Source organism: Bartonella sp. MM97QHHN (assembly GCF_042194285.1).
GTDB lineage: Bacteria > Pseudomonadota > Alphaproteobacteria > Rhizobiales > Rhizobiaceae > Bartonella.
The window spans coordinates 1-20502 of sequence record NZ_JBHIMS010000118.1; the positions used below are offsets into that span (position 1 = coordinate 1).

At 38.1% G+C, this 20502-nt stretch carries 17 protein-coding genes and 3 pseudogenes; 19 read left to right on the forward strand and 1 reads right to left on the reverse strand.

From position 1 onward, the window contains the following. From ACFIJW_RS10280 to ACFIJW_RS10290, 3 genes and pseudogenes are all read left to right on the forward strand, one after another. A pseudogene (locus ACFIJW_RS10280) lies at positions 1-186 on the forward strand (exonuclease); the annotation flags it as partial. A gap of 119 nt (positions 187-305) precedes the next feature. Then, complete coding sequence (locus ACFIJW_RS10285; RefSeq protein ID WP_375634357.1) at positions 306-518, forward strand: hypothetical protein; 213 nt, start codon at positions 306-308, stop codon at positions 516-518. Between the two features lie 9 nt (positions 519-527). Continuing rightward, positions 528-1571, forward strand: coding sequence for a tyrosine-type recombinase/integrase (locus tag ACFIJW_RS10290; protein WP_375634359.1), 1044 nt, complete (start codon positions 528-530; stop codon positions 1569-1571). A gap of 1634 nt (positions 1572-3205) precedes the next feature. Here the strand turns inward: ACFIJW_RS10290 and ACFIJW_RS10295 are convergent. Further along, positions 3206-3931 carry a hypothetical protein gene (locus tag ACFIJW_RS10295; RefSeq protein ID WP_375634361.1) on the reverse strand — a complete coding sequence of 242 codons (726 nt, stop codon included), beginning with the start codon at positions 3929-3931 and terminating at the stop codon, positions 3206-3208. Between the two features lie 398 nt (positions 3932-4329). Between ACFIJW_RS10295 and ACFIJW_RS10300 the strand changes: the two genes are divergently transcribed. From ACFIJW_RS10300 to ACFIJW_RS10375, 16 genes and pseudogenes are all read left to right on the forward strand, one after another. Beyond that, positions 4330-4650 (forward strand): TrbC/VirB2 family protein, encoded by a 321-nt coding sequence (locus tag ACFIJW_RS10300; protein ID WP_375634396.1) that lies wholly within the window; start codon positions 4330-4332, stop codon positions 4648-4650. Next, a complete protein-coding gene (locus ACFIJW_RS10305) occupies positions 4651-4959 on the forward strand; it encodes a type IV secretion system protein VirB3 (protein ID WP_212112790.1) in 309 nt (102 codons plus the stop codon). A gap of 22 nt (positions 4960-4981) precedes the next feature. Beyond that, on the forward strand, positions 4982-7336 hold the full coding sequence (locus ACFIJW_RS10310; RefSeq protein WP_375634398.1) for a VirB4 family type IV secretion/conjugal transfer ATPase: 2355 nt from the start codon (positions 4982-4984) through the stop codon (positions 7334-7336). Next, positions 7333-7818, forward strand: coding sequence for a type IV secretion system protein VirB5 (locus ACFIJW_RS10315; protein WP_375634362.1), 486 nt, complete (start codon positions 7333-7335; stop codon positions 7816-7818). Before ACFIJW_RS10310 ends, ACFIJW_RS10315 begins: the two co-directional genes overlap by 4 nt. After that, entirely contained in the window at positions 7805-8791 is a 987-nt protein-coding gene (locus tag ACFIJW_RS10320) for a type IV secretion system protein (protein ID WP_375610597.1), read from the forward strand. Before ACFIJW_RS10315 ends, ACFIJW_RS10320 begins: the two co-directional genes overlap by 14 nt. A 210-nt stretch (positions 8792-9001) precedes the next feature. Next, positions 9002-9304, forward strand: a complete 303-nt coding sequence (locus tag ACFIJW_RS10325; protein ID WP_375634364.1) for a type IV secretion system protein VirB7 — start codon at positions 9002-9004, stop codon at positions 9302-9304. Beyond that, positions 9258-9962 (forward strand): virB8 family protein, encoded by a 705-nt coding sequence (locus ACFIJW_RS10330; RefSeq protein WP_375618279.1) that lies wholly within the window; start codon positions 9258-9260, stop codon positions 9960-9962. Before ACFIJW_RS10325 ends, ACFIJW_RS10330 begins: the two co-directional genes overlap by 47 nt. Further along, on the forward strand, positions 9959-10825 hold the full coding sequence (gene virB9 / locus ACFIJW_RS10335; RefSeq protein WP_375634366.1) for a P-type conjugative transfer protein VirB9: 867 nt from the start codon (positions 9959-9961) through the stop codon (positions 10823-10825). The genes ACFIJW_RS10330 and virB9 overlap by 4 nt, the downstream gene beginning before the upstream one ends. Then, positions 10818-11978, forward strand: coding sequence for a type IV secretion system protein VirB10 (gene virB10, locus ACFIJW_RS10340; protein WP_375612191.1), 1161 nt, complete (start codon positions 10818-10820; stop codon positions 11976-11978). Before virB9 ends, virB10 begins: the two co-directional genes overlap by 8 nt. Then, positions 11975-13045: a P-type DNA transfer ATPase VirB11 gene (gene virB11, locus ACFIJW_RS10345; protein ID WP_375610602.1), complete on the forward strand. Its 1071-nt coding sequence runs from the start codon at positions 11975-11977 to the stop codon at positions 13043-13045. Before virB10 ends, virB11 begins: the two co-directional genes overlap by 4 nt. Before the next feature lie 106 nt (positions 13046-13151). Then, positions 13152-13325: an antitoxin VbhA family protein gene (locus ACFIJW_RS10350; RefSeq protein WP_375634400.1), complete on the forward strand. Its 174-nt coding sequence runs from the start codon at positions 13152-13154 to the stop codon at positions 13323-13325. Positions 13326-13335: 10 nt separating this feature from the next. Beyond that, complete coding sequence (locus tag ACFIJW_RS10355; RefSeq protein WP_375634368.1) at positions 13336-14970, forward strand: BID domain-containing T4SS effector; 1635 nt, start codon at positions 13336-13338, stop codon at positions 14968-14970. A gap of 155 nt (positions 14971-15125) precedes the next feature. Further along, the gene (gene traG, locus ACFIJW_RS10360; protein ID WP_375634369.1) at positions 15126-17045 is read left to right on the forward strand and encodes a Ti-type conjugative transfer system protein TraG; all 1920 of its coding nucleotides are present in this window, start codon (positions 15126-15128) and stop codon (positions 17043-17045) included. 515 nt (positions 17046-17560) lie between these two features. Further along, on the forward strand, positions 17561-19189 hold the full coding sequence (locus tag ACFIJW_RS10365) for a BID domain-containing T4SS effector (RefSeq protein ID WP_375634371.1): 1629 nt from the start codon (positions 17561-17563) through the stop codon (positions 19187-19189). Between the two features lie 248 nt (positions 19190-19437). Then, positions 19438-19629 (forward strand): annotated as a pseudogene (locus tag ACFIJW_RS10370) (type IV secretory system conjugative DNA transfer family protein); the annotation flags it as partial. Positions 19630-20204: 575 nt separating this feature from the next. Further along, a pseudogene (locus ACFIJW_RS10375) lies at positions 20205-20324 on the forward strand (integrase); the annotation flags it as partial. Positions 20325-20502 lie beyond the last annotated feature (178 nt).

Below are 20502 nucleotides of genomic sequence, written 5' to 3' on the forward strand. Positions count from 1 at the left end.
GGACGAAAATGGTGTGATTTCGTAAGCTATGACCCACGTTTTACGGGGGAATTCTTTCACTTGCGCATGAAAGTCAAGCGTATTCTCCGTGATGATCAACAAATTGAACAGATCAATCAAGCTGTTGAAACCTTTTTAGCAGAGATAGAACAAGAGATACAACAACTCTCAACAAAAGCTGCTTAACCTTATGGGGGTGTTTTGTTCCCCGCATATCTACGAGCACCCCCACCCTTCTTAACACTTTCAAGTAATGCGTGATTCACGCCACACGTGAATTGCATCTCAATGTAAGGAGAAAAGATATGGCGCCTCGTAAAGCTATTATAACGCAAGCAGACATTGCACGAGCTTTAAGAGAAGCAAAAAAGCAAAAATGCGAACTCATAGAAATCAAACCTACCGGTGAACTGCTTATCTACCTTAAAGCAGATATTCCAATACCAAACTCAACAGCACATCCTGATAAAATATGGAATTTATCTCGTGATGATTATGAATTTGATATCGTCTTATAGGTGATCACCATGCCAAAACCACGCCCCCCTCATCTCGTTAAACAAATTACTCAACATGGCAAAATTGTATGGTATGTACGTATTGGTCACGGCAAACGCATTAGAATACGCGGTACCTATGGAACGCAAGAGTTTGTTGATAACTACAAAAGCGCACTTGCCGAGTTACAAGGGCTTATACTTCCTAAATCCAAAACCGGTAAACTTGTTGAAGGTTCATTTGCATGGCTGCTTAAACAATACTTTAACAGCTCTAATTGGCATAGCTACTCTAATACTACAAAGAAACAAAAAGAATACATTCTTATGAAGATATGCGACTCCATAGGAAATATTCCATACCAAGCAATTGAAAAGAAACATATCATAGCCGGTGTTGAACGGCGCAAAGAAACACCAGCAATGGCTAGAAACTTTCTGAAAGCCCTTAATGGACTTTTTAATTGGGCAATTGATCAAGGTCTTTTGGAAAATAATCCAGCTTTAGGCGTCAAAAAACCTCCTCTTAAAAATAAAAGCGGCTTTCCTGTTTGGACAGAAGAAGATGTTGAGAAATATTATCAAAGATGGTCCCATGGTACCCATGAACGTGTCTGGATTGATGTCCTTTTGTATACGGGCTTACGTCGTGGTGATGCGGTTCGCATTGGCTGGAAAGATGTCAAAGACAATATTATTCATCTCAAAACAGAGAAAAGTAAATTCCAAACAGATGTCTTTCTACCTATTTTACCGGAATTAGCCAAAACGCTTGAAGCTGGTCCTATTGGAGTAGAAACATTCATCTGTAGTAAAACTAATCAAAAACTCTCCAAAGAAAGCTTTGGCGATACATTTAGAGACGCTTGTAATGCGGCTGGAATTAAAAAATCGGCGCATGGATTAAGGAAATTAGCCGCAACACGCGCAGCTAACTCTGGTGCAACAGTATCACAACTCAAAGCAATTTTTGGCTGGACAAATGATGCTATGGCATCTCTTTACACAAAGAGCGCAGATCGCAAAAGGTTAGCTATAGAGGCGATAAAAAAGCTTCAAAAAGATGAGGGATAGAGGCAAAAAAACTCAATAGAATCAAGATTCACCTATTCCCCCATATTAGACATAACTATTTTATTTTACTTGCTTTTTATATACCCTTTACGAACAGCGTCGCAAAATAGGCTTGGATACCTTGAGAGATATTTCTATAAGACAATGCTATCCAATTCTCTCATGATTATAATCCTCAATCTGATAAAGTTGAAACAAACAATAGGATTGCGAATATGATTTGGGGAGCTCATCTAAAAGATGAAAAATGATAAAAAATTCCGCTATAACAATTGAAGAAGCGAGCATTCGTTGAGCCGTAACTTCTTTATTTTAGAATTTTTATATCACACTTTACTGTTGAGTAATATATATTTATTAAAATACATGACCACGGTCTAGAGCATCAAGCTTTGGCGAGAAAAACATTTCAGTATCTGCTTGTAAGACATTTTGACAATTTTTAGATTCCTTAACAAATTGTCCTGAAAGAAAACACTTCGTTCCCCATTCTTCTCTTAATTTTGCATCTTTTTTTCAATCTTCTACGCTATAGTTTTTTTTCACACCCCAAGACGAATAATAGAGCCATGCATAATAAAATAATTTTTTTTCATTTTATCCCTCTTTAAATACCTTATCTGTTAATATTATCCCCCCAAATGAGGGTTGAATTTTCACACTGTATGAGAATACAACCTCACTATCCACTTGCTTGCTTTCAAAGTGAACACTCTGAGTAAAGTAACGCAAGAAGAGCTCACAATAGCCATCGTATGAGTTTGTCATAAAATACAATAAGAAGGGAAAGAGCCCAAACTGAATACAAATGATGAAATCAGAAGGCGCATTAATGCTTTTGTTCAACTGATTTCAAATAGTTACATTGCAATAGGCATCGCCCCTAGCCCTATAGAAAGCCTATGAGCATTATAAGACTTAAGTCTCACGATCATTAAACCACAAAGCCATAACAAAAAAGTATGAGCTCTTTTTACCTATTTATATGTTGATTATTGTTCCCCATCGAAGGCCTAAATAGAAACGTTTTGTGATATATAGAAAACAATCAGCAATGCAAATCATTTTTACGAAGATTTCTTCGTGTAGAGTCTATTTGAAATCCATCCATCATTTGGAAGTCTGAATTTAAAAGCAGATAATTATGAAAGCTTTTCAAGGAAGGCAACAGATTGATCACTTTTAAAGAAGTAAAAAACGTGATCCAATCCTGAAGACAAAATTCTGATGAAAAAACTTTTGCTATGAATTCTTTTAAGGCATTGTGAAAGATTCTATCCATTATATTAAACGTTACACCATTTTTGGGGCTGTTCATTTTTTACTTTTATCAACACCGCTCTAGAAATCCGTTTCTTGAGCGTTTTTTATCGCCTCACTTTCTCCTTCAAACACAAATACTCAAAAATGCTTTGCCACCAACAATAACATTTTCCCGCTTTTATAAAACACATAAGTAAAAATAGAGAAGCGATTTTGAAAGCAACCCTCCCTTGAAAAGGGAAGTACCATCCATTTACTTCATAAACGAAAATAATCTCACCGTTTATTCAAATTTGCTCTACGATTTGGTACAATTTTATTGATAAAGTTTTCTCTATAAAAATTTAAGTAAATATGTTCATTAAAACCAATCATGGACTAGCAAAGGGATTATAGGATCCATTATCTCGCCGCCATTTTAAAGGTTCAGTGAAATCACTCGACCAAAGACCAATCTTGTTGCCACGTGCTTTTTCTTCCGCATGATGATACTGGGCTGGAATAGGATTTTTCCCCTCTTTTGAGAGTACCAACATACCTTCTGTAAGACCTGCCTCAGCTAAATCAACCCCTTGAACAAAACATTGCGCATAATAAACACCATTGTGCATCAAAGCCTGTTTACAGGATAAATCCTGTCCAAGTGTTTTGGTGACAAGCCAAGCCGTTGTAACCGCACCACAGGGCCATTCTTGATCATTTAATCTTGCTTTTTGACGGGGTGCACATGTATCCACACCATAAAGATGAATATCACGGGAGATATGTGAGCGCCAAGATTGTGCAGCAGGCGTCAGTAATTTAAATGTAACCCCACTTGTAACAGAAGACTTACCATGAAAAACAACAACATTATTTGCAACATCATTTAATGAAACACTCTTCTGCAAATCGAGAGCTGGTTCATTTTTTTCTAATTGCTGTTTGGTGATAGATCTACCCAACTTTTTTTCTTCTCGATAGAGATCGACAATATCTTGGATATCTTGCGTCTCAAATGTTTTAAGAATGCTGAAATCCATTTTATCTTTATATTGGCTTAATCCCCACACTGTCGCCCCCATAATGTAAATAATAACAATCAATTTAAATAGCATCTCTTAACACGCTCGCTCAAAAAATTCGTTTTTTTCCTATCATGTCAGATTATTGATCAGCAATCCCCTTGTTTTTAAAGAAAAAATCCAAATATAAGTGTTGCAGATTAACTACATTTTGTAAAGAATGATATTCTTTCTTTCATTATTTTAATACTGTTATTTTTACCAATATACACAACTTAAAATTGCCATTTTCATGTAACACAATCTCAATTTGAAAAGACTTCTGTCTCTTTACGAAGAAGAGCTTGAGAGTGAACAGATCCACGATCAAGGCTTTTAAAGCAAACAAACGAGAAGAATTAAACTGTCATCAAATGACAGCACTCTTTAGTTTGTTAGAGGCAATGGAATGTCGACATATGAACAAATATTATTTGTTAAAGAGAGGTAAAATGACAGATAATAGATTCCAAAACATCATTTTTATCGTGACCATGCTGCTTTTTACGGCAGTTTTTGTATCTGATCTTTCTTATGCTGCTTCTACTACTGGTGGAGGTGGTCTGGGAAATCTTGATGGTGTTTTAGGCAACATTGTCACAATGATGACGGGTCCAACGGCAAGGCTCATTGCAATTATATGTGTTGCTGCTGTGGGGATTGGCTGGATGTACGGCTTTATTGATTTACGCAAAGCAGCTTACTGTGTTCTGGGGATTGCTATTGTTTTTGGTGCCCCTGCTCTCGTCACTAAATTAGCGGGCACAACATAAATGAACGAAGATACTCTTTTCCTTGCCTGTACGCGCCCGGCCATGTTTGCTGGTGTTACAATGGAAGCGATGGCGCTTAATGTCATGGCAACATCCATTCTTTTCATTTTAACCAGTGATTTTACCATGTTTGGTCTTGGGATTGGGATGCACTTTATTTTGCGAGAAGTGACAAAGTACGATCACAACCAATTTCGCGTATTATTTGCATGGCTCAATACCCGAGGAAAACAAAAAAACCTCAACAGATGGGGAGGAGGTTCAACCTCCCCTTTACGCCTTATCCGCACTTATAAGGAACTAAGCTGAAGGAACGAAACTGGTGAAACAGATGTCAATAATGAAACGGGAAACTTTGCCTGAAGAATATATTCCCTATATACGCTACATCAACCAACATGTCGTTGCTTTAAATTCACGCTGTTTAATGGTTGTGATGGCTGTTGAGGGTATAAATTTTGACACTGCGGATATTGATCAATTAAATTCTTTACACAACCAATTAAACACCCTTTTTAAAAATATCGCAGACGAACGGCTTGCTTTATATTCTCACATCATCCGCCGCCGTGAAACGATATACCCAGAAGGTCATTTTCTTTCATCTTTTGCAACAACATTAGATGAAAAATATAAAAAGAAAATGGTTTCGCAAGAACTGTATAGAAATGATCTATTTATTTCACTGCTTTGGAATCCGGCCGCGGATAAAACAGAAAAGCTGGTTTCATTTTTTCAGCGCTTGAGCAAAGCCAAGAAAACACAATCTGAGCCCGATGAGGAAGCTATTCGTAAACTCGAAGAGTTAAGTCAAGATCTTATGCAAGGTTTGGAAGAGTATGAAGTCCGTCTACTATCAATCTATGAACATGAAGGACTTTTATTTGCCGAACAAAGTGAATTTCTCCACCAGCTAGTGGGGGGAAGACGTGAGCGTATTCCTCTCACATTTGGAACTATTGCTTCAACAATTTACTCGGATCGTGTTATTTTTGGGAAAGAAATTATCGAAATTCGCCATGAAAGCAATGAACGCTTTGTGGGCATGTTTGGATGGAAAGAGTATCCTTCTAAAACACGCCCAGGTATGACTGATGGTCTGCTTACGGTGCCATTTGAATTCATCTTAACACAATCCTTTGTTTTTAAAAGTAAGGCAGCCGCCAGTGCGATTATGAGCCGCAAACAAAATCAAATGATCAATGCAGCTGACCGTGCTAGCTCACAAATCGATGCACTGGATGAAGCGCTAGATGATTTAGAATCAAACCGTTTTGTTTTGGGAGAACACCACATTTCTTTAGCTGTTTTTGCTGATCATCCTAAAATATTGTCTGAAAACTTATCAAAAGCACGTTCCCATTTAACCAATGGAGGAGCCGTGATTGCCAGAGAAGATTTAGGATTGGAAGCAGCATGGTGGGCACAACTTCCTGGAAACTTTAGCTATCGTGCGCGTTCAGGCGCCATTACCAGCAGAAATTTTGCCGCTTTATCGCCCTTCCATTCTTTCCCTGTTGGCAAACTGAACGATAATGTTTGGGGAGCTGCTGTCGCATTGCTAAAAACACAGGCTGGTTCACCTTACTATTTTAATTTTCATTATGGCGATCTTGGAAACACATTTGTTTGTGGTCCATCAGGATCTGGTAAAACAGTGATTGTTAATTTTCTTCTTGCACAATTACAAAAACACAATCCAACAATGGTTTTTTTTGATAAAGATCAAGGAGCAGAGATTTTTGTACGGGCTGGAGGAGGGAAATACAAACCTTTAAAAAATGGGCAACCCACGGGTATTGCTCCCTTAAAGGGCATGGAATACACCGAAAAAAATAAAATATTTCTTCGTAATTGGATCTTAAAGCTGGTAACCGCTGAAGGGCAAATCGTAACGGAAGAAGAGCGACAAGATATCGCCAAAGCCATCGATTCCTTAGAAAACTTACCCCCAACCCAGCGCTCTCTTGGTGCCCTTCAACTGTTTTTTGACAACACATCCAAAGAAGGGATTGCCATACGGCTGCAACGCTGGATTAGAGGCAATGATTTAGGATGGGTTTTTGATAATGACCAAGATGATCTCAATTTAAATGCGCAGTTCATTGGCTATGACATGACCGATTTCTTAGATAATGAAGAAATTCGACGCCCCTTAATGATGTATCTCTTTCACCGCATTCTTGATTTGATTGATGGGCGGCGCATCATTATCGTCGTTGATGAATTCTGGAAAGCTTTAGAAGATGATTCATTTAAAGCTTTTGCGCAAGATCGGCTAAAAACAATTCGTAAACAAAATGGCATGATGCTCTTTGCAACACAAAGTCCTAAAGATGCTTTGAACTCAACAATCGCGCACACAATCATTGAGCAATGCCCCACCCAAATATTTTTTCCAAATCAAAAAGCAAATTACAATGATTATGTCGAAGCTTTCAAACTTACTGAGCGTGAATTTGAACTGATACAGTCAGAGTTAAGCAGAGAATCCCGTCGTTTTCTCATCAAACAAGGACAAAGTTCCGTCGTTGCAGAACTTAACTTACGTGGAATGAATGATGAGATCGCCGTTTTAAGCGGCACAACAAAAAACATTGAACTCATGAATGAAATTATCAACGAATATGGAGCTGCCCCTGACAAATGGCTGCCCATATTTTATCAAAGGAGAAAAAATCAATGAAAAAATATGGCTTAGTTACACTGTTATCTTTTTCTTTTATTTCTCATGCAATAGCGCAAACAACACCCGATGTAGATGAATATTATAAACAAGCACTCGAGAACACACAAAAATTAAATACTGCAAAATCTGAAACAGCTGAAAGCATTTATAAAAGTGCAACTGATACTGCAAAAAAAATTAAAGACATAAGTCAAGAACTTGAAAATATTAAATCAAAACCAGAAACAAAACCAGAAGAATTGCAAGCCCTTCGACAAGAGATTCAAGTAAAACTTTCTCTTCTTCAAGCAGGTCTTCAAGTAAGTTCTTTAAAACTTCAGTCTCTTGATATGATTCAAGCAAGAGATACGAAAACAAAAGATGAGCTACGTGAAGAAAAGGAACAACAAAAGCATAAATATCTTGAGGCACAATTAAAAGAAAAAGAAAAGAAATTAAAAGAAAAACTTGAAAGTACGAGTACAAATGTCAGACTTTAGTTTTTCTCCCTTTGAAAGCGTTTCTGGGTATATTTTAAAACCCCTCGATAATGTGATGGACACAACGGTGAGTGGGCTGTCTTCTGCTATTTCAGCGCCCTTAAATCTCGCCGCAATCATTTTTATCTTTCTTTATGGCTATAATGTTATGACAGGTCGCGTTGCCCTTTCCATGCATAGTCTTCTCAATAATGTTGTTAAAATCGTTGTTGTTACAACAATGGCAACGAATGCGGATACATTTAATACTTATGTCAAGGATATTTTCTTCAATGATTTATCCAATGCTATTGGGAATGCGCTTAACAGTAATCCTGCAAGCTCCAATGTTTTTGATTATATTTTGTTAAAGGCAAGTTCGCGTTATCAAGAAGTCTTATACAATGCTTGGTTTTTTGAAAAGATCATTGTAGGTCTTCTTGGTTCTATCATGCTTCTCGCGGTTATTCTTTTTTGTATAGGTGGTTTTATTGTGCAAATGTTTGCACAAGTTGCACTCGTCATGATTATAGGTCTTGGTCCTCTATTTATTAGTTTGTATTTGTTCAATGCAACGCGAAAATACTCCGATGCATGGATTACAACTTTGATCAATTTTACCATTTTACAAGTTCTCGTAATCATGCTTGGAACCATTATATGTCAAGTTATCCTACAGGTTCTCAAAGTTTCATATGAATCAATTTACGTTCTTTTTCCCCCTGTCATCGTCATTTCGATCATAGGAGTTATTATCTTCCGTGCGCTTCCTGGTATTGCAACAGCGCTGGCCTCTGGCGGACCATACTTTAACGCTGGTGTCTCTTCAGGAGGACAGATTTTTACAATGCTTTCCAATGGTGCAAGAGCGAGTGGCAATGCAGTAAAAAGTGCCACTTCACAAATCTCAGGAGCTGCCGGTAACGCTGTTAGAAGTGCGGCAGGGGCAGCAGCAAAAGCAGGTAAATCTGGAGGCGGTCGTGGTCGATTTTAAGATAAATCACCTCTTTAAAAGAATAAGCATTTTTGTTTTTGCCTTGTGTGCGCCCTTTGGCGCACACGCCATGATCCTGTTCCAAATAAGATCTAACATCTTGGGTCTAACAACAAAACCAATCAAAATCTTGCATCACATAAACTTGTAAAAATGTTCAGAACAAAGGCTCTCATGCATTGTATTCCAAGATATTTGTGAGTTCAAAAAATGAAACGAAAAATAACTTTTGTTATGGTCCTAACAATCGCTCTTACTGGTTGTGCCTCTTTGAGTGTCCCTAAAAAACCACCACGCTGTAATGGCAAACATACACGTGCTTTAAATAAAGATAAGTGGAATTGGGACAATAAAAACATTGTCTACCCAGAAAAGAGCGTAAAGCCTGTTACCACTCCCATCATTCTCAATACTTTGGAAAGTGAAAAAATAACAGCCAATTCAGCTTTATTAAAGCCGGTTATTCATGAAGCACGATCTGATAAAACTGTGGAGGTTATGCGTGAAAAGTGATGCCCTTGAAGAATATATAAAAGAAGCGCGCTCATTTGACATTGATCGCATGCATAGCATGCGCGTGCGGATGAAAATCTCCATGGCTTTAACAGTGCTTTTTGGATTGATGACAATTGCGCTGGCTTTAGCTGTCGCAGCTTTGACGCCTTTGAAAACGGTAGAACCTTTTGTTATCCGCGTTGATAACTCAACAGGCATTATTGATACTGTAAGCGCCCTAAAAGAATCCCCTAACGACTATGATGAAGCGATAACGCGTTATTTTGCCAGCCAATACGTTCGCGCTCGTGAAGGTTTTCAAGCATCAGAAGCAGAAAACAATTTTCGCTTAATCTCTCTTTTATCTTCTCCAAAAGAACAAAACCGTTTTGCAAAATGGTACGCGGGCAATAATCCAGAAAGTCCGCAAAATATTTATCATAACATGATTGCTACGGTCACAATCAAATCAATTTCTTTTATAAGCAAAGATCTTATCCAAGTTCGTTACTATAAAACGATCAGAGACTTGAATGAAAAAGAAAATATTTCCCATTGGATTTCAATCTTAAATTTTTCCTACGTGAACGCACACATTTCAACGTCTGATCGTCTTATCAACCCTCTTGGTTTTCAAGTATCGGAATATAGATCTGATCCAGAGGTGATAAAATGATCAGACTTTTACAAACAATCTCTTTAATTTTTACGATCACTGTCAGCTTTCACACAGTTCTCTCACTTGCAGAAACAGCGCCTGTCAGTGCACGTAAAGATAACCGCATCAGATTTGTCAATTATGACCCCTACAACGTCGTACAAATCATTGGCTCCATTCGCTCTTCGGTTCAACTAGAATTTGCCGTTGATGAAGAAGTAACCTATGTAGGAATTGGAAATTCGGTTGCTTGGCAAGTTGCACCGGCTGGACACTTTGTTTTTCTCAAACCACGTGAAGTTCAGCCTGTGACAAATTTACAAATTGTCACAAGCCGCCAAGATGGAACACAACGCTCTTATCAATTCGAGCTACAAGTCCGTGAAGGCGATGTTTCAGCCGGCAATGAGACGTATTTCTTGGTAAAGTTTCGTTATCCAGAAGATGAAGCCTTACGTAAGAAATTAGCCGAAGCAGAAAAAGAAAAACAACGTGAAGAAAACTTTGTCAATGATATTTTAAATATCCATGAAGATTTTGGACCACGCAATTGGGCTTATGAAGCTCAAGGCTCATCCCTTATTGAACCTGCTTCTGTCTATGATAATGGGAAAACAACAACCTTTACCTTTTTAGGCAACATTGAAATCCCTGCCATTTACATTGTATCGCCTGATGGGCAAGAAGCGCTTATTCCCAAATCGATTAAAGGCAACAAGGTTATTGTTCATGCAACAGCTGCACAATTCACGCTACGACGTGGGAATGAAGTATTGTGCATCTTTAACAAAAGGTTCGTACCAAAAGGAATTAATCCTGAAACAGGTACGACATCACCATCTGTACAACGTAAAGTGAACCTAGGAAGCAGCCATGAATAACACCGTGGATGAAAAAAGCATTAATGATCGCGATACAATAAAAAATGCTCAAGGGAAAAGTCAACAAAACAATGTGGGGAAAGCTATTGCTCTTATTATTCTTTTCAGTGTCTGTCTTTATTTAGCCTATTCAACACTTGTTACAGACAAAAAGCAACCAATTGAATCTTCAAAAGAAGGAAAAGTTATAAAACAAACAGAGCTTTTTCATCCTGCAAAGCCTACCCCTCCCCCCTTTGAACAGCCTCAACGAAATAACGCTCTATTACCAAAAGTCGAGCTACCAACACCAAACATCAATCAATTAAATTCTGATGACTCACTGCTGGAGGCAGCACAACGTGCTCCTGTATTAGCTTATGCAAGTACACAACAAGGCAAAATAGATTCACAAACAAATAATGGTGCTTTGCCTCACCAACTTGAAAGCAAACCTGATGAAACGACACAACGTTTTAATCATCTTCTCAAACCCACAGTGCTTGAAGGTATTCGTGCTTCAACCCTTGGCAATCGAAACTACATCATCGCGATGGGAACTTCTATTCCTTGTATTTTAGAAACAGCCATCAACAGTGATCAACAAGGTTTTGCCAGTTGTATCATCTCCAGAGATATCTTATCAGACAATGGTCGTGTTGTGCTTCTTGATAAAGGCACCCAAATTGTTGGTGAATATCGCGCCGGATTGAAAAAAGGCCAAACACGTCTCTTTGTACTATGGAATAGAGCAAAAACCCCCAATGGTATCATTATATCTTTAGCTTCACCGGCAACGGATGCTTTAGGGCGTTCTGGTATGGATGGAGATATTGATAACCATTGGCTCGAGAGGATTGGGTCTGCGCTTCTTGTCTCACTAATAAAAGATGCAACACACTATGCCAATAAACGTTTATCAAAAAAACAGGAAAAAGAAGAAACTGAAACAATCTCTTCAGGACAAAACATCGCAAACATTCTCGTAGAAAATTACGCCAATATTCCTCCAACATTATCCAAAAACCAAGGGGAAATGGTGAATATCTTTGTTGCCCGCGATTTAGATTTTTCCAGCGTTTATAAATTGAAAGTCATCGAAAACAAAAAACAGATTATCAATCGAGCTGTTTCAAGAAACTTTTACAAAAATTCGGCGGTAACTTTAGAATGAACTCAAACTTACATACCATGAGCGATGAAACCGTTGCGATTGTTCTCACAAAACTTGAACCCATCAGTGCTTTTTTGAAAGATGATAGACTCTTTGAAATTGTTATCAATCGTCCCTATCAAGTCATGACTGAAGGATTTGATGGATGGAAAACAATAGAAGCACCGGGGCTCTCTTTTAATGAGCTTATGGGGATTGCGAAAGTTGTCGCCTCCTATTCCAAGCAAAACATATCGGACAAAAACCCAATATTATCTGCAACGCTACCAGGCAATGAGCGCATTCAAATTGTCATTCCGCCGGCTGTCGAAAAAGACACGATTAGTATGACAATTCGTAAACCATCATCGCAGAGTTTTTCTCTCGAAGAACTCGCCAAGAAAGGCCTCTTCTCGCTCTGTGAACAGGTCTCTTTCACACCTTTGAATGACTATCATTCTCGTTTTAATGAACTCAAAATCATCGAGCATAAATTAGCCAATGCCTACTGTAATAAAGACTTTGTCTCTTTTTTAAATCAAGCTGTAGAATGCCAGAAAAATATTTTAATTGCGGGAAAAACCGGTTCGGGTAAAACAACATTATCAAAAGCATTAATCGCCAAAATCCCTCAAGAAGAGCGTATTATCACCATTGAAGACACGCAAGAATTGGTGATACCACACCCTAACCATGTCTCAATGTTCTATTCAAAAGATGGACAAGGCTTAGCCTCCGTTGGGCCCAAAGAGTTACTTGAATCATCTTTACGGATGCGTCCTGATCGTATTCTTTTGCAAGAACTTCGAGATGGTACAGCCTTTTATTATATCCGCAATGTCAATTCAGGCCATCCAGGTTCCATTACGACGGTTCACGCATCAACAGCACTTGCAGCCTTTGAGCAGATGACCCTTTTGGTCAAAGAAAGTGAAGGCGGTGGTGATTTAGAGCGTGATGATATTCGAGGCCTGTTGATTTCAATGATTGATATCATCATCCAATGCAAACGGATTGAAGGAAAATTTAAGGTCACAGAAATTTATTACGATCCCTTCAAACAACGAAACATCTTTGGAGGTGACTAAAAGAAGATCACACCGGCTGCCAAAGGCTCTTTTAAAGCAACAATTGCAAATAAGAGAAAAAATACATGAAAACCAACGAAACAGAAATAGAGAAAATCTTTTATCGATGACAGAAGAAGAATTAAAAAAACGCCGTGAAGCCGTTGAAGCAGCCATCAGCACCCATGCGATAGAGGGAATAGCGCTTCATCCTACAACACTCAAAATTTTAGAAGAATACGCAAAGGGAAATATTTCACTCGAGGAATTTAACACTCTTATGGACAACGTAAAATTATAAGGAAGCTACGATGCCAAAAGCAAAAGCAAAGACAAAAAATATACAGATAGTTTCTCCCCATCATTATGTTTACCCAAACACCACAACACTCAAAAATAAATATGGAATAAAAGACTTAAAATCCTTTCTGGAGAAATGCTCACATGATACAGCAGAAGCAATGGTTAATTTGCGTGAAGCCCCCTTACCAGAAAAGTTTGATAGCTCCTATCTATGCTCTATTCATCACCACTTATTTAAAAATACCTTTGAATGGGCTGGATATATGCGCCATCTCCCCTTTACATTTGAAGATGGCACCATAGCCGCTATGCCCGAAATGAAAAGAACAGGATGGGAAAATCCTTTTGCACTCGGCGATGAAATCCAAGACGGTTTACAAAAATTAGATCAAACGCTTGCCGAAAAAGATAATTTGCAAGGCTTAACGCGTGAGAAATTTAACGCTGAAGCAATAAGCTTATTTAACGCCCTTAACCAACTTCATCCTTTTAGAGAAGGCAATGGACGTACACAACGGGTCTTTTTTGAAAAGCTTGCTCAAGCAGCAGGGCATCAGCTTGACTTTTCACTTGTTACAAAAGAACGCATGATGCTCGCCAGTGTTGCTGTAGCAGAAAATGGTGATCTAGAACCAATGCAACATCTGTTTGAAGATATCTCTAATCCCAATAAAATACTTCTTTTAAAGGAATTCATGAGCAACATGAAAGAACTTGGGCGCAATGTTAATGATCGTCCTGTTATGGTTGCAAAAGAAGGTGAAACTTACACGGGCACCTATAGGGGTGCTGGTTATGATAGCTTTGCTTTCAATGTGAAAGGCGCTTACATCATCGGCAATAAAGAACAACTCACACCAGAACAACTCAAAACATTAAAACCCGGTGATAGATTTACTTTTACCGTTCCCAAAACAAAAGCGCTTGAAAGCATTCTCATTCCAGAAGAAAGATTAGCCCCTTTGACAGAAAATGAAACGGCCCAAATGGTTGCAGAAGATTCTTGTGTCCACGCAAGCCTAAAACAGGTCCAGCAATTGTCAAAAATTGTTTATGGTAGTACAAAAACATTAGACAAACAGATGGAAGAAATCATCAAAAATCCAAACTTAGGCCAACCGCTCGCCAACCAGATTGAAAGAGCACCGCACTCTATTTCTCATCTTGCCGGTTTCAGTTTATGTGGACTACAAAATCAGGCACGTGCAAACGCTAAAAATCATCTTGAGATGCTCTGTACTGCCGTTGTAAATTTTGCCCATGCAGTGAGACATGCTGAAAAGGAAATTACGCAAGAACATGCAACAGAACAAAGTCGCCTTGCAAAAATGGTAGAAATGCCAAGTCAAAGCTTGCAAAACCTCTTCGCCTTGCCAAAAGAATTACAACAAGAAGCTTTAGCAAAAAATCCTTTATGTCAAAAAGAGCTCAGCAACTTTGTAAAAAAGATCAACACCCGTCTCTCACCAAATGAACATAAAGCAGTTCAAAATAATGATTATGAAACATTGGCTCAAAGCATTGGTGTATCAGAAAATAAAGCCAAACAAATTACACAAATTATTAAGCAAACCAAAGAAGTACACCAGCAAGCACAAGTATGCACAATGCACCGTTCCAAAGCATTCGCTATGGCCTGCTAAGAATAGACAAAACCTCCCTCCTTAATGAGAAAGGCTCATAAGCGAAAACTGTTTGGCGTTATCTGCACCTTTGCAAAAAGAGATGAGAGTTCATATCACACACCTAGAAAAGAGCATTTCGCAACATATTCTGACAGAATTGAAAGTAAAATACAATGAAATATACCAAAACACAAATGGTACTCATTTTAACACCGATCGCTTTAGGTGCTTTAACGATATTCCTTGTCCCTCATTTTTTATTGTTTATAACAAATGGACTAAAAAGCGATCAAATTTATTGGACTCTTCGTTCTGAGCCTTTATTAGTCTTAGCACTAACGGCTGCTGTTTCATTGTTGTATAGTCTCTCGCAAAAACTACACCTGCGTAAAATGATCACTTTTGTCTCCGTTGTCTTTTTTGGAACAACCGCTCTTTACTATATTGGTGGTGAAATAAAACGTTTAAGTCCCTATGTTGGCCAACAAGGAATAACATGGGGCTATGCTCTTCAATTCATGGACCCCATGGTTGTTTTTGGCATCATCATTGGTGTTTTTTTTTCCATCATTCAATTCGTAACAACCCTTCCCCCTAAAAGTAAGGTCAAGCGTGCAAAAAAAGGTATTTTTGGTGAGGCCGCTTGGATGAATTTAAGAGAAGCAGCAAAAATCTTTCCTGCCAATGGGCAAATTGTTGTGGGTGAAAGATACCGTGTCGATCAAGATAATGTGTGCAACATTCCCTTTGCACCTGGCAATAAAACAACATGGGGAAAGGGTGGAACAGCCCCTTTGCTAACCTTTAATCTTGATTTTGGTTCAACTCATATGATCTTTTTTGCTGGTTCTGGTGGCTATAAAACAACAAGTACAGTAGTTCCCACGTGTTTAACCTATCCAGGGTCTATTATTTGTCTTGATCCTTCAACAGAAGTTGCCCCAATGGTCAAATTTGCGCGTCAAAAAATGGGAAATAGAAATGTCATTGTTCTCGATCCCAACTCATTGTTAACAAAAAACTTTAATGTCATCGATTGGCTTTTAGATGACAGCGTACCACGCACACAACGCGAAGCAAATATTGTAAGCTTTTCAAAGTTGCTTCTTACAGATAAAAAATCAGATAATTCTTCAGCGGAATATTTCTCAACACAAGCCCATAATCTATTAACGGCTCTTCTTGCTCATGTTGTATTTTCTGATGAATATGAAGACAGCGAGCGCAATTTAAAAACATTGCGTGGTATTCTCTCTCAATCAGAAACAGCTGTTGTTAATCAATTACGCATGATTCAAGAAACAACACCTTCTCCTTTTATTCGTGAAATGGTTGGTATTTTTACAGAAATGGCAGAGCAAACCTTTTCAGGGGTTTATACCACCGCCTCAAAAGACACCCAATGGCTTTCTTTATCCAATTATGCAGATCTTGTCTGCGGAGATGATTTTTTTTCCTCAGATATTACCAATGGCAATACAGATGTTTTTCTCAATCTCCCCGCAAGCATTTTAAACAGTTATCCAGCTATTGGACGTGTGATTATTGGCGCCTTTCTCAATGCCATGGTTACAGCAGACGGTAACTATAAAAAACGTGTTTTATTTGTCTTAGATGAAGTTGATCTTTTAGGCTATATGAATATTTTAGAAGAAGCCCGCGACCGTGGACGTAAATACGGTACATCCTTGATGCTCTTCTATCAATCCTCTGGTCAGTTGGTCAACCACTTTGGAGAAGCAGGAGCACGTTCATGGTTTGAAAGTTGTTCCTTTGTCAGCTATGCTGCCATTAAAGATCTCCAAACTGCCAAAGACATTTCAGAACGCTGTGGTCAAATGACCGTTGAAGTAACCGGAACGAACAAATCAAGAGGCTTATCTTTAGGAAAGAGCTCTTACAACATCAATTACCAACAAAGAGCTCTCATTTTACCCCACGAAGTTATTCAAGAAATGCGTCAAGATGAACAAATTATTCTGATGCAAGGACAACCCCCTTTACGTTGTGGTCGAGCGATCTATTTTAGAAGAAAAGAAATGTTAGCCGCAGCTGCAAAAAGCCGTTTTGCCCCAAAAGCACAGAAAAACTAAAAAACACCCTCTAATGGAGGCCATGCATCAAAACAAAAACATCAAAGGATAAAAGCAGAGATTCTATCTCATAAAAGCCTATAAAGAAGGAATTCCCGCTTGATACAACAAGAAAAATATGGGGAAAAGTCTTTAAATGATGGTATTATGCCTGTGCTTACCAATGCCAATTTTCTTTATAAAGCACTCTCCTCATCTCCAAATAATAAATACCAATCATATCTATGCCTTGAGAATCCTATCAAGAAACTTTTGAAGGCACCGCTTTTATAGGGAAATTTTTCTACAAAAAAATTAAAAGACAATATGCATGAAAACAACCCAAATGAACCATTCTCTCTCAGTAAAAGAAAAAAGTGCCAAGATAAAGATTGATACACTCAAAAACACCTACGAATTTGAGGGATTTTTTCCTCACCCAAGTCTCAACATCTCAAAACAATATGCGTGGGGGATTTTCAAACAAAAAGTTTAACACACTCTCATGGACAATGTAACATTATAGGAATGTAACAATGCCAAAAGCAAAAGAAAAAACAAAAGGAATTCCCTCACCCCATAATTATATCTATCTTGGTACCCAAATTCTCAAAAATAGATATGGAGAAACAGATTTAAAACGCTTTCTGGAAAAATGCTCACATGATAGGCAAAAAGCCATGATCAATCTGCGTGCAGAACCCCTGCCAGAATATTTTAATTCAACTTATCTATGCCATATCCACCAACAATTGTTTAAAAATACCTTTGTATGGGCTGGACATCTGCGCCATATCCCCTTCGCATTTACAGACGATAGCATTGCCGCCATGCCAGAAATGAAAAGAATGGAATGGGGCAATAATTTTGCAACCGGTGAAGAAATCCCTGAACTCTTACAAAAATTAGATCAAACGCTTGCCGAAAAAGACAATTTGCAAGGCTTAACACGCGAAGAATTTGTCAAGGAAGCAACGAGTCTATTTTATTCTCTTCACAAAATCCACCCATTCATAGATGGCAATGAGCACACAGAACAAGTCTTTTTTGAAAATCTTGCCAAAGCTGCAGGACATCAGCTTGACTTTTCGCTTGTCACACAAAAACGTATGATGGCTGCCTGTAGCGAAGCAATGCAATATAGCAATACACAACTGTTGAAAGATCTTTTTGAGGATATCTCCAATCCCCCCAAAATACGTCTTTTAAAAGAATTTATGGACCATATAAACAATACGGGACGCAACGTGGGTGATCGTCTTGTTATAGCAACAAAGGCAGGAGAAACCTATATAGGAACTTATAAAGGTTGTTATTCAGAAGGTTTTATACTCGATGTGCAAGGAACTTACATCATTGGTAGCAAAGATGATCTCACACCAGAACGATTAAAAACACTAAAACCTGGTGATATCATTACCTTTACCGCCCCCAACAGCAAAGAGCTTGAAAACACGCTTATTCCAAAAGAAACATTAGCACCTCTCACAAAAAGTGAATGTGCCAAAACAGTTGCGCTAGATAGTTACGTTCTCAAAGCTCAAAAGCAAGTCCGAGCTTACACAAAAACTGTTTATGGTGACGCAAACGTATTAAACGAACAAATAGAAGAGATTATTAAAAATCCAGAATTAGGCAGACAGTTTGCTAATCAGATTAAACAGGCACCGCACTCTGTTTCTCCTCTTGCAGGTTTTAGTATATGCGGTCTACAAAATCCGGCACGTATACACGCTCGAAATTATCTTGATGTGCTCTCTCTTGCAATTGAGAATTATGTGTATACTGTAGAAGCTACCTATAATATAATCACTCGAGACCATAAAATTAAACAAGAACGCCTTGGAAAAGCGGTAGAGAATCCCAGTCAAAACTTGCAAAATATTTTTGCTTTATCACCGGAAAAACAAAGAGAAATCTTGTCTCAATCTCCTCAATTACACCAAGAGCTCCGTACTTTTATAAACAGTTTAGAACATCGTCTCTCATCAAACGAATGTAGTGCGATCACAAACAAAGATTATGAAACACTTGCACAAAGTATTGGTATATCAGAACAGAAAGCACGAGAAATTACCGACATTGTTCAAAAAGCAAGGAACGCTCATAGCCAATTCTACACACGCACACAAAATCGTTCAAATACACTTTCTATGGCCAACTAAAAAATATGAAACTTTGTTTTTTTGATTTAAACACCTATGTGGAAGAGATATTTTAATATTCTTATCATACATGCAAAAAACAGACTACTTAAGCGCCCTACCACCAATTTTGCACATAGCATATAGACCATATCCAAAGCAATTGGACAGGATAATTGTTAATTCCTTTTAAACGTCATGATTACTACTGACGAAAGCTACAAAAGCCTATTTTATTTGTCTTAGATGGAGTCGATTTTCGTGGTTATATGAATATTTTAAAAAGAGCACTCATTTTACCCCACGAAGTTATTCGAGAAATGCGTCAAGATGAACAAATTATTCTGATGCAAGGCTCCCCTTCGCAATGTGGTTGCGCCATCTATTTCAGAAGGAAAAAAATGTTAGCCGCAGCTACAAAAAACCACTTTACCCCACAAAAGAAAAACTATCCTCCATGATGCGATATTGACAAAAAATAACCGCCCGCATACAAGAAAAACAGGTTCAAAAAATCCGTGATTTTTCTTTTTATATTTTCTGTTTTATATTTTGTGCATCGTTTTATCAGCTTTATCAGCGCCCATGGTCTTTAAAAAGTCTTTATAAAAACGCCCATACACCCAACCAATAGCGACACTAATATCTCCACTTGGAAAAGGAACCCATTTCTACAAAGTTTTTCATCTATAATTTATATAATAAATTGATTTATAAATGATAATTTATATTTTTTTGTTAAATAAGAGACTAAATAGCGTAAGATTCTCTCATCTTAAATCTGTTCCATGTCGTGTTGCATCAATCAAAACTCTGTCGCCTGCATGTCACAAGCGAGAGCCTCATGTAGAGTGAAACTGTACAAGAAAGGCATACCTTTTTATGAACCGTCTCTAAGGACCAAGGTCTTGTCCGAAACATTAGGCACTCAAAGTATGTGAGGATACTGGCTTCTTTATGAAGCGTAAAAATGGGAAAGCTCAATAGATTTTATACACTTCATGGGAGGCTTTAACGTTGTACCATTTATGAGCACCGTCGCCAAATGGGTGTGTTAAAAGATGTCTCTTTAAAACAAGCCCGTGAATTAGCACCCCAATGGTATTCTGTTTTACGTCAAGGGCGTTCCTCCATTAAAGAACATAATCAACAAAAGATTTGCCTTTGAGACAAGAAGCTCTCAACCCCCCCACACGACAAACATCGATTTTCTCCCTCCCCCCCAAAAAACATCCAAGATATACACCAAAATGAATAAATCATTCTTATACAAGCTTTTCCCCCTTTACGATATCATAAAGTGTTCTATTTTAATGATAAAGCGCTGAAAAAGG

Excerpts from the sequence above, each read along its gene's own strand:
- ACFIJW_RS10285 (WP_375634357.1), top strand. The coding sequence starts at position 306 with ATGGCGCCTCGTAAAGCTATTATAACGCAAGCAGACATTGCACGAGCT.
- ACFIJW_RS10290 (WP_375634359.1), top strand. The coding sequence starts at position 528 with ATGCCAAAACCACGCCCCCCTCATCTCGTTAAACAAATTACTCAACAT.
- ACFIJW_RS10295 (WP_375634361.1), bottom strand. The coding sequence starts at position 3,931 with ATGCTATTTAAATTGATTGTTATTATTTACATTATGGGGGCGACAGTG.
- ACFIJW_RS10300 (WP_375634396.1), top strand. The coding sequence starts at position 4,330 with ATGACAGATAATAGATTCCAAAACATCATTTTTATCGTGACCATGCTG.
- ACFIJW_RS10305 (WP_212112790.1), top strand. The coding sequence starts at position 4,651 with ATGAACGAAGATACTCTTTTCCTTGCCTGTACGCGCCCGGCCATGTTT.
- ACFIJW_RS10310 (WP_375634398.1), top strand. The coding sequence starts at position 4,982 with ATGTCAATAATGAAACGGGAAACTTTGCCTGAAGAATATATTCCCTAT.
- ACFIJW_RS10315 (WP_375634362.1), top strand. The coding sequence starts at position 7,333 with ATGAAAAAATATGGCTTAGTTACACTGTTATCTTTTTCTTTTATTTCT.
- ACFIJW_RS10320 (WP_375610597.1), top strand. The coding sequence starts at position 7,805 with ATGTCAGACTTTAGTTTTTCTCCCTTTGAAAGCGTTTCTGGGTATATT.
- ACFIJW_RS10325 (WP_375634364.1), top strand. The coding sequence starts at position 9,002 with ATGAAACGAAAAATAACTTTTGTTATGGTCCTAACAATCGCTCTTACT.
- ACFIJW_RS10330 (WP_375618279.1), top strand. The coding sequence starts at position 9,258 with ATGAAGCACGATCTGATAAAACTGTGGAGGTTATGCGTGAAAAGTGAT.
- virB9 (WP_375634366.1), top strand. The coding sequence starts at position 9,959 with ATGATCAGACTTTTACAAACAATCTCTTTAATTTTTACGATCACTGTC.
- virB10 (WP_375612191.1), top strand. The coding sequence starts at position 10,818 with ATGAATAACACCGTGGATGAAAAAAGCATTAATGATCGCGATACAATA.
- virB11 (WP_375610602.1), top strand. The coding sequence starts at position 11,975 with ATGAACTCAAACTTACATACCATGAGCGATGAAACCGTTGCGATTGTT.
- ACFIJW_RS10350 (WP_375634400.1), top strand. The coding sequence starts at position 13,152 with ATGACAGAAGAAGAATTAAAAAAACGCCGTGAAGCCGTTGAAGCAGCC.
- ACFIJW_RS10355 (WP_375634368.1), top strand. The coding sequence starts at position 13,336 with ATGCCAAAAGCAAAAGCAAAGACAAAAAATATACAGATAGTTTCTCCC.
- traG (WP_375634369.1), top strand. The coding sequence starts at position 15,126 with ATGAAATATACCAAAACACAAATGGTACTCATTTTAACACCGATCGCT.
- ACFIJW_RS10365 (WP_375634371.1), top strand. The coding sequence starts at position 17,561 with ATGCCAAAAGCAAAAGAAAAAACAAAAGGAATTCCCTCACCCCATAAT.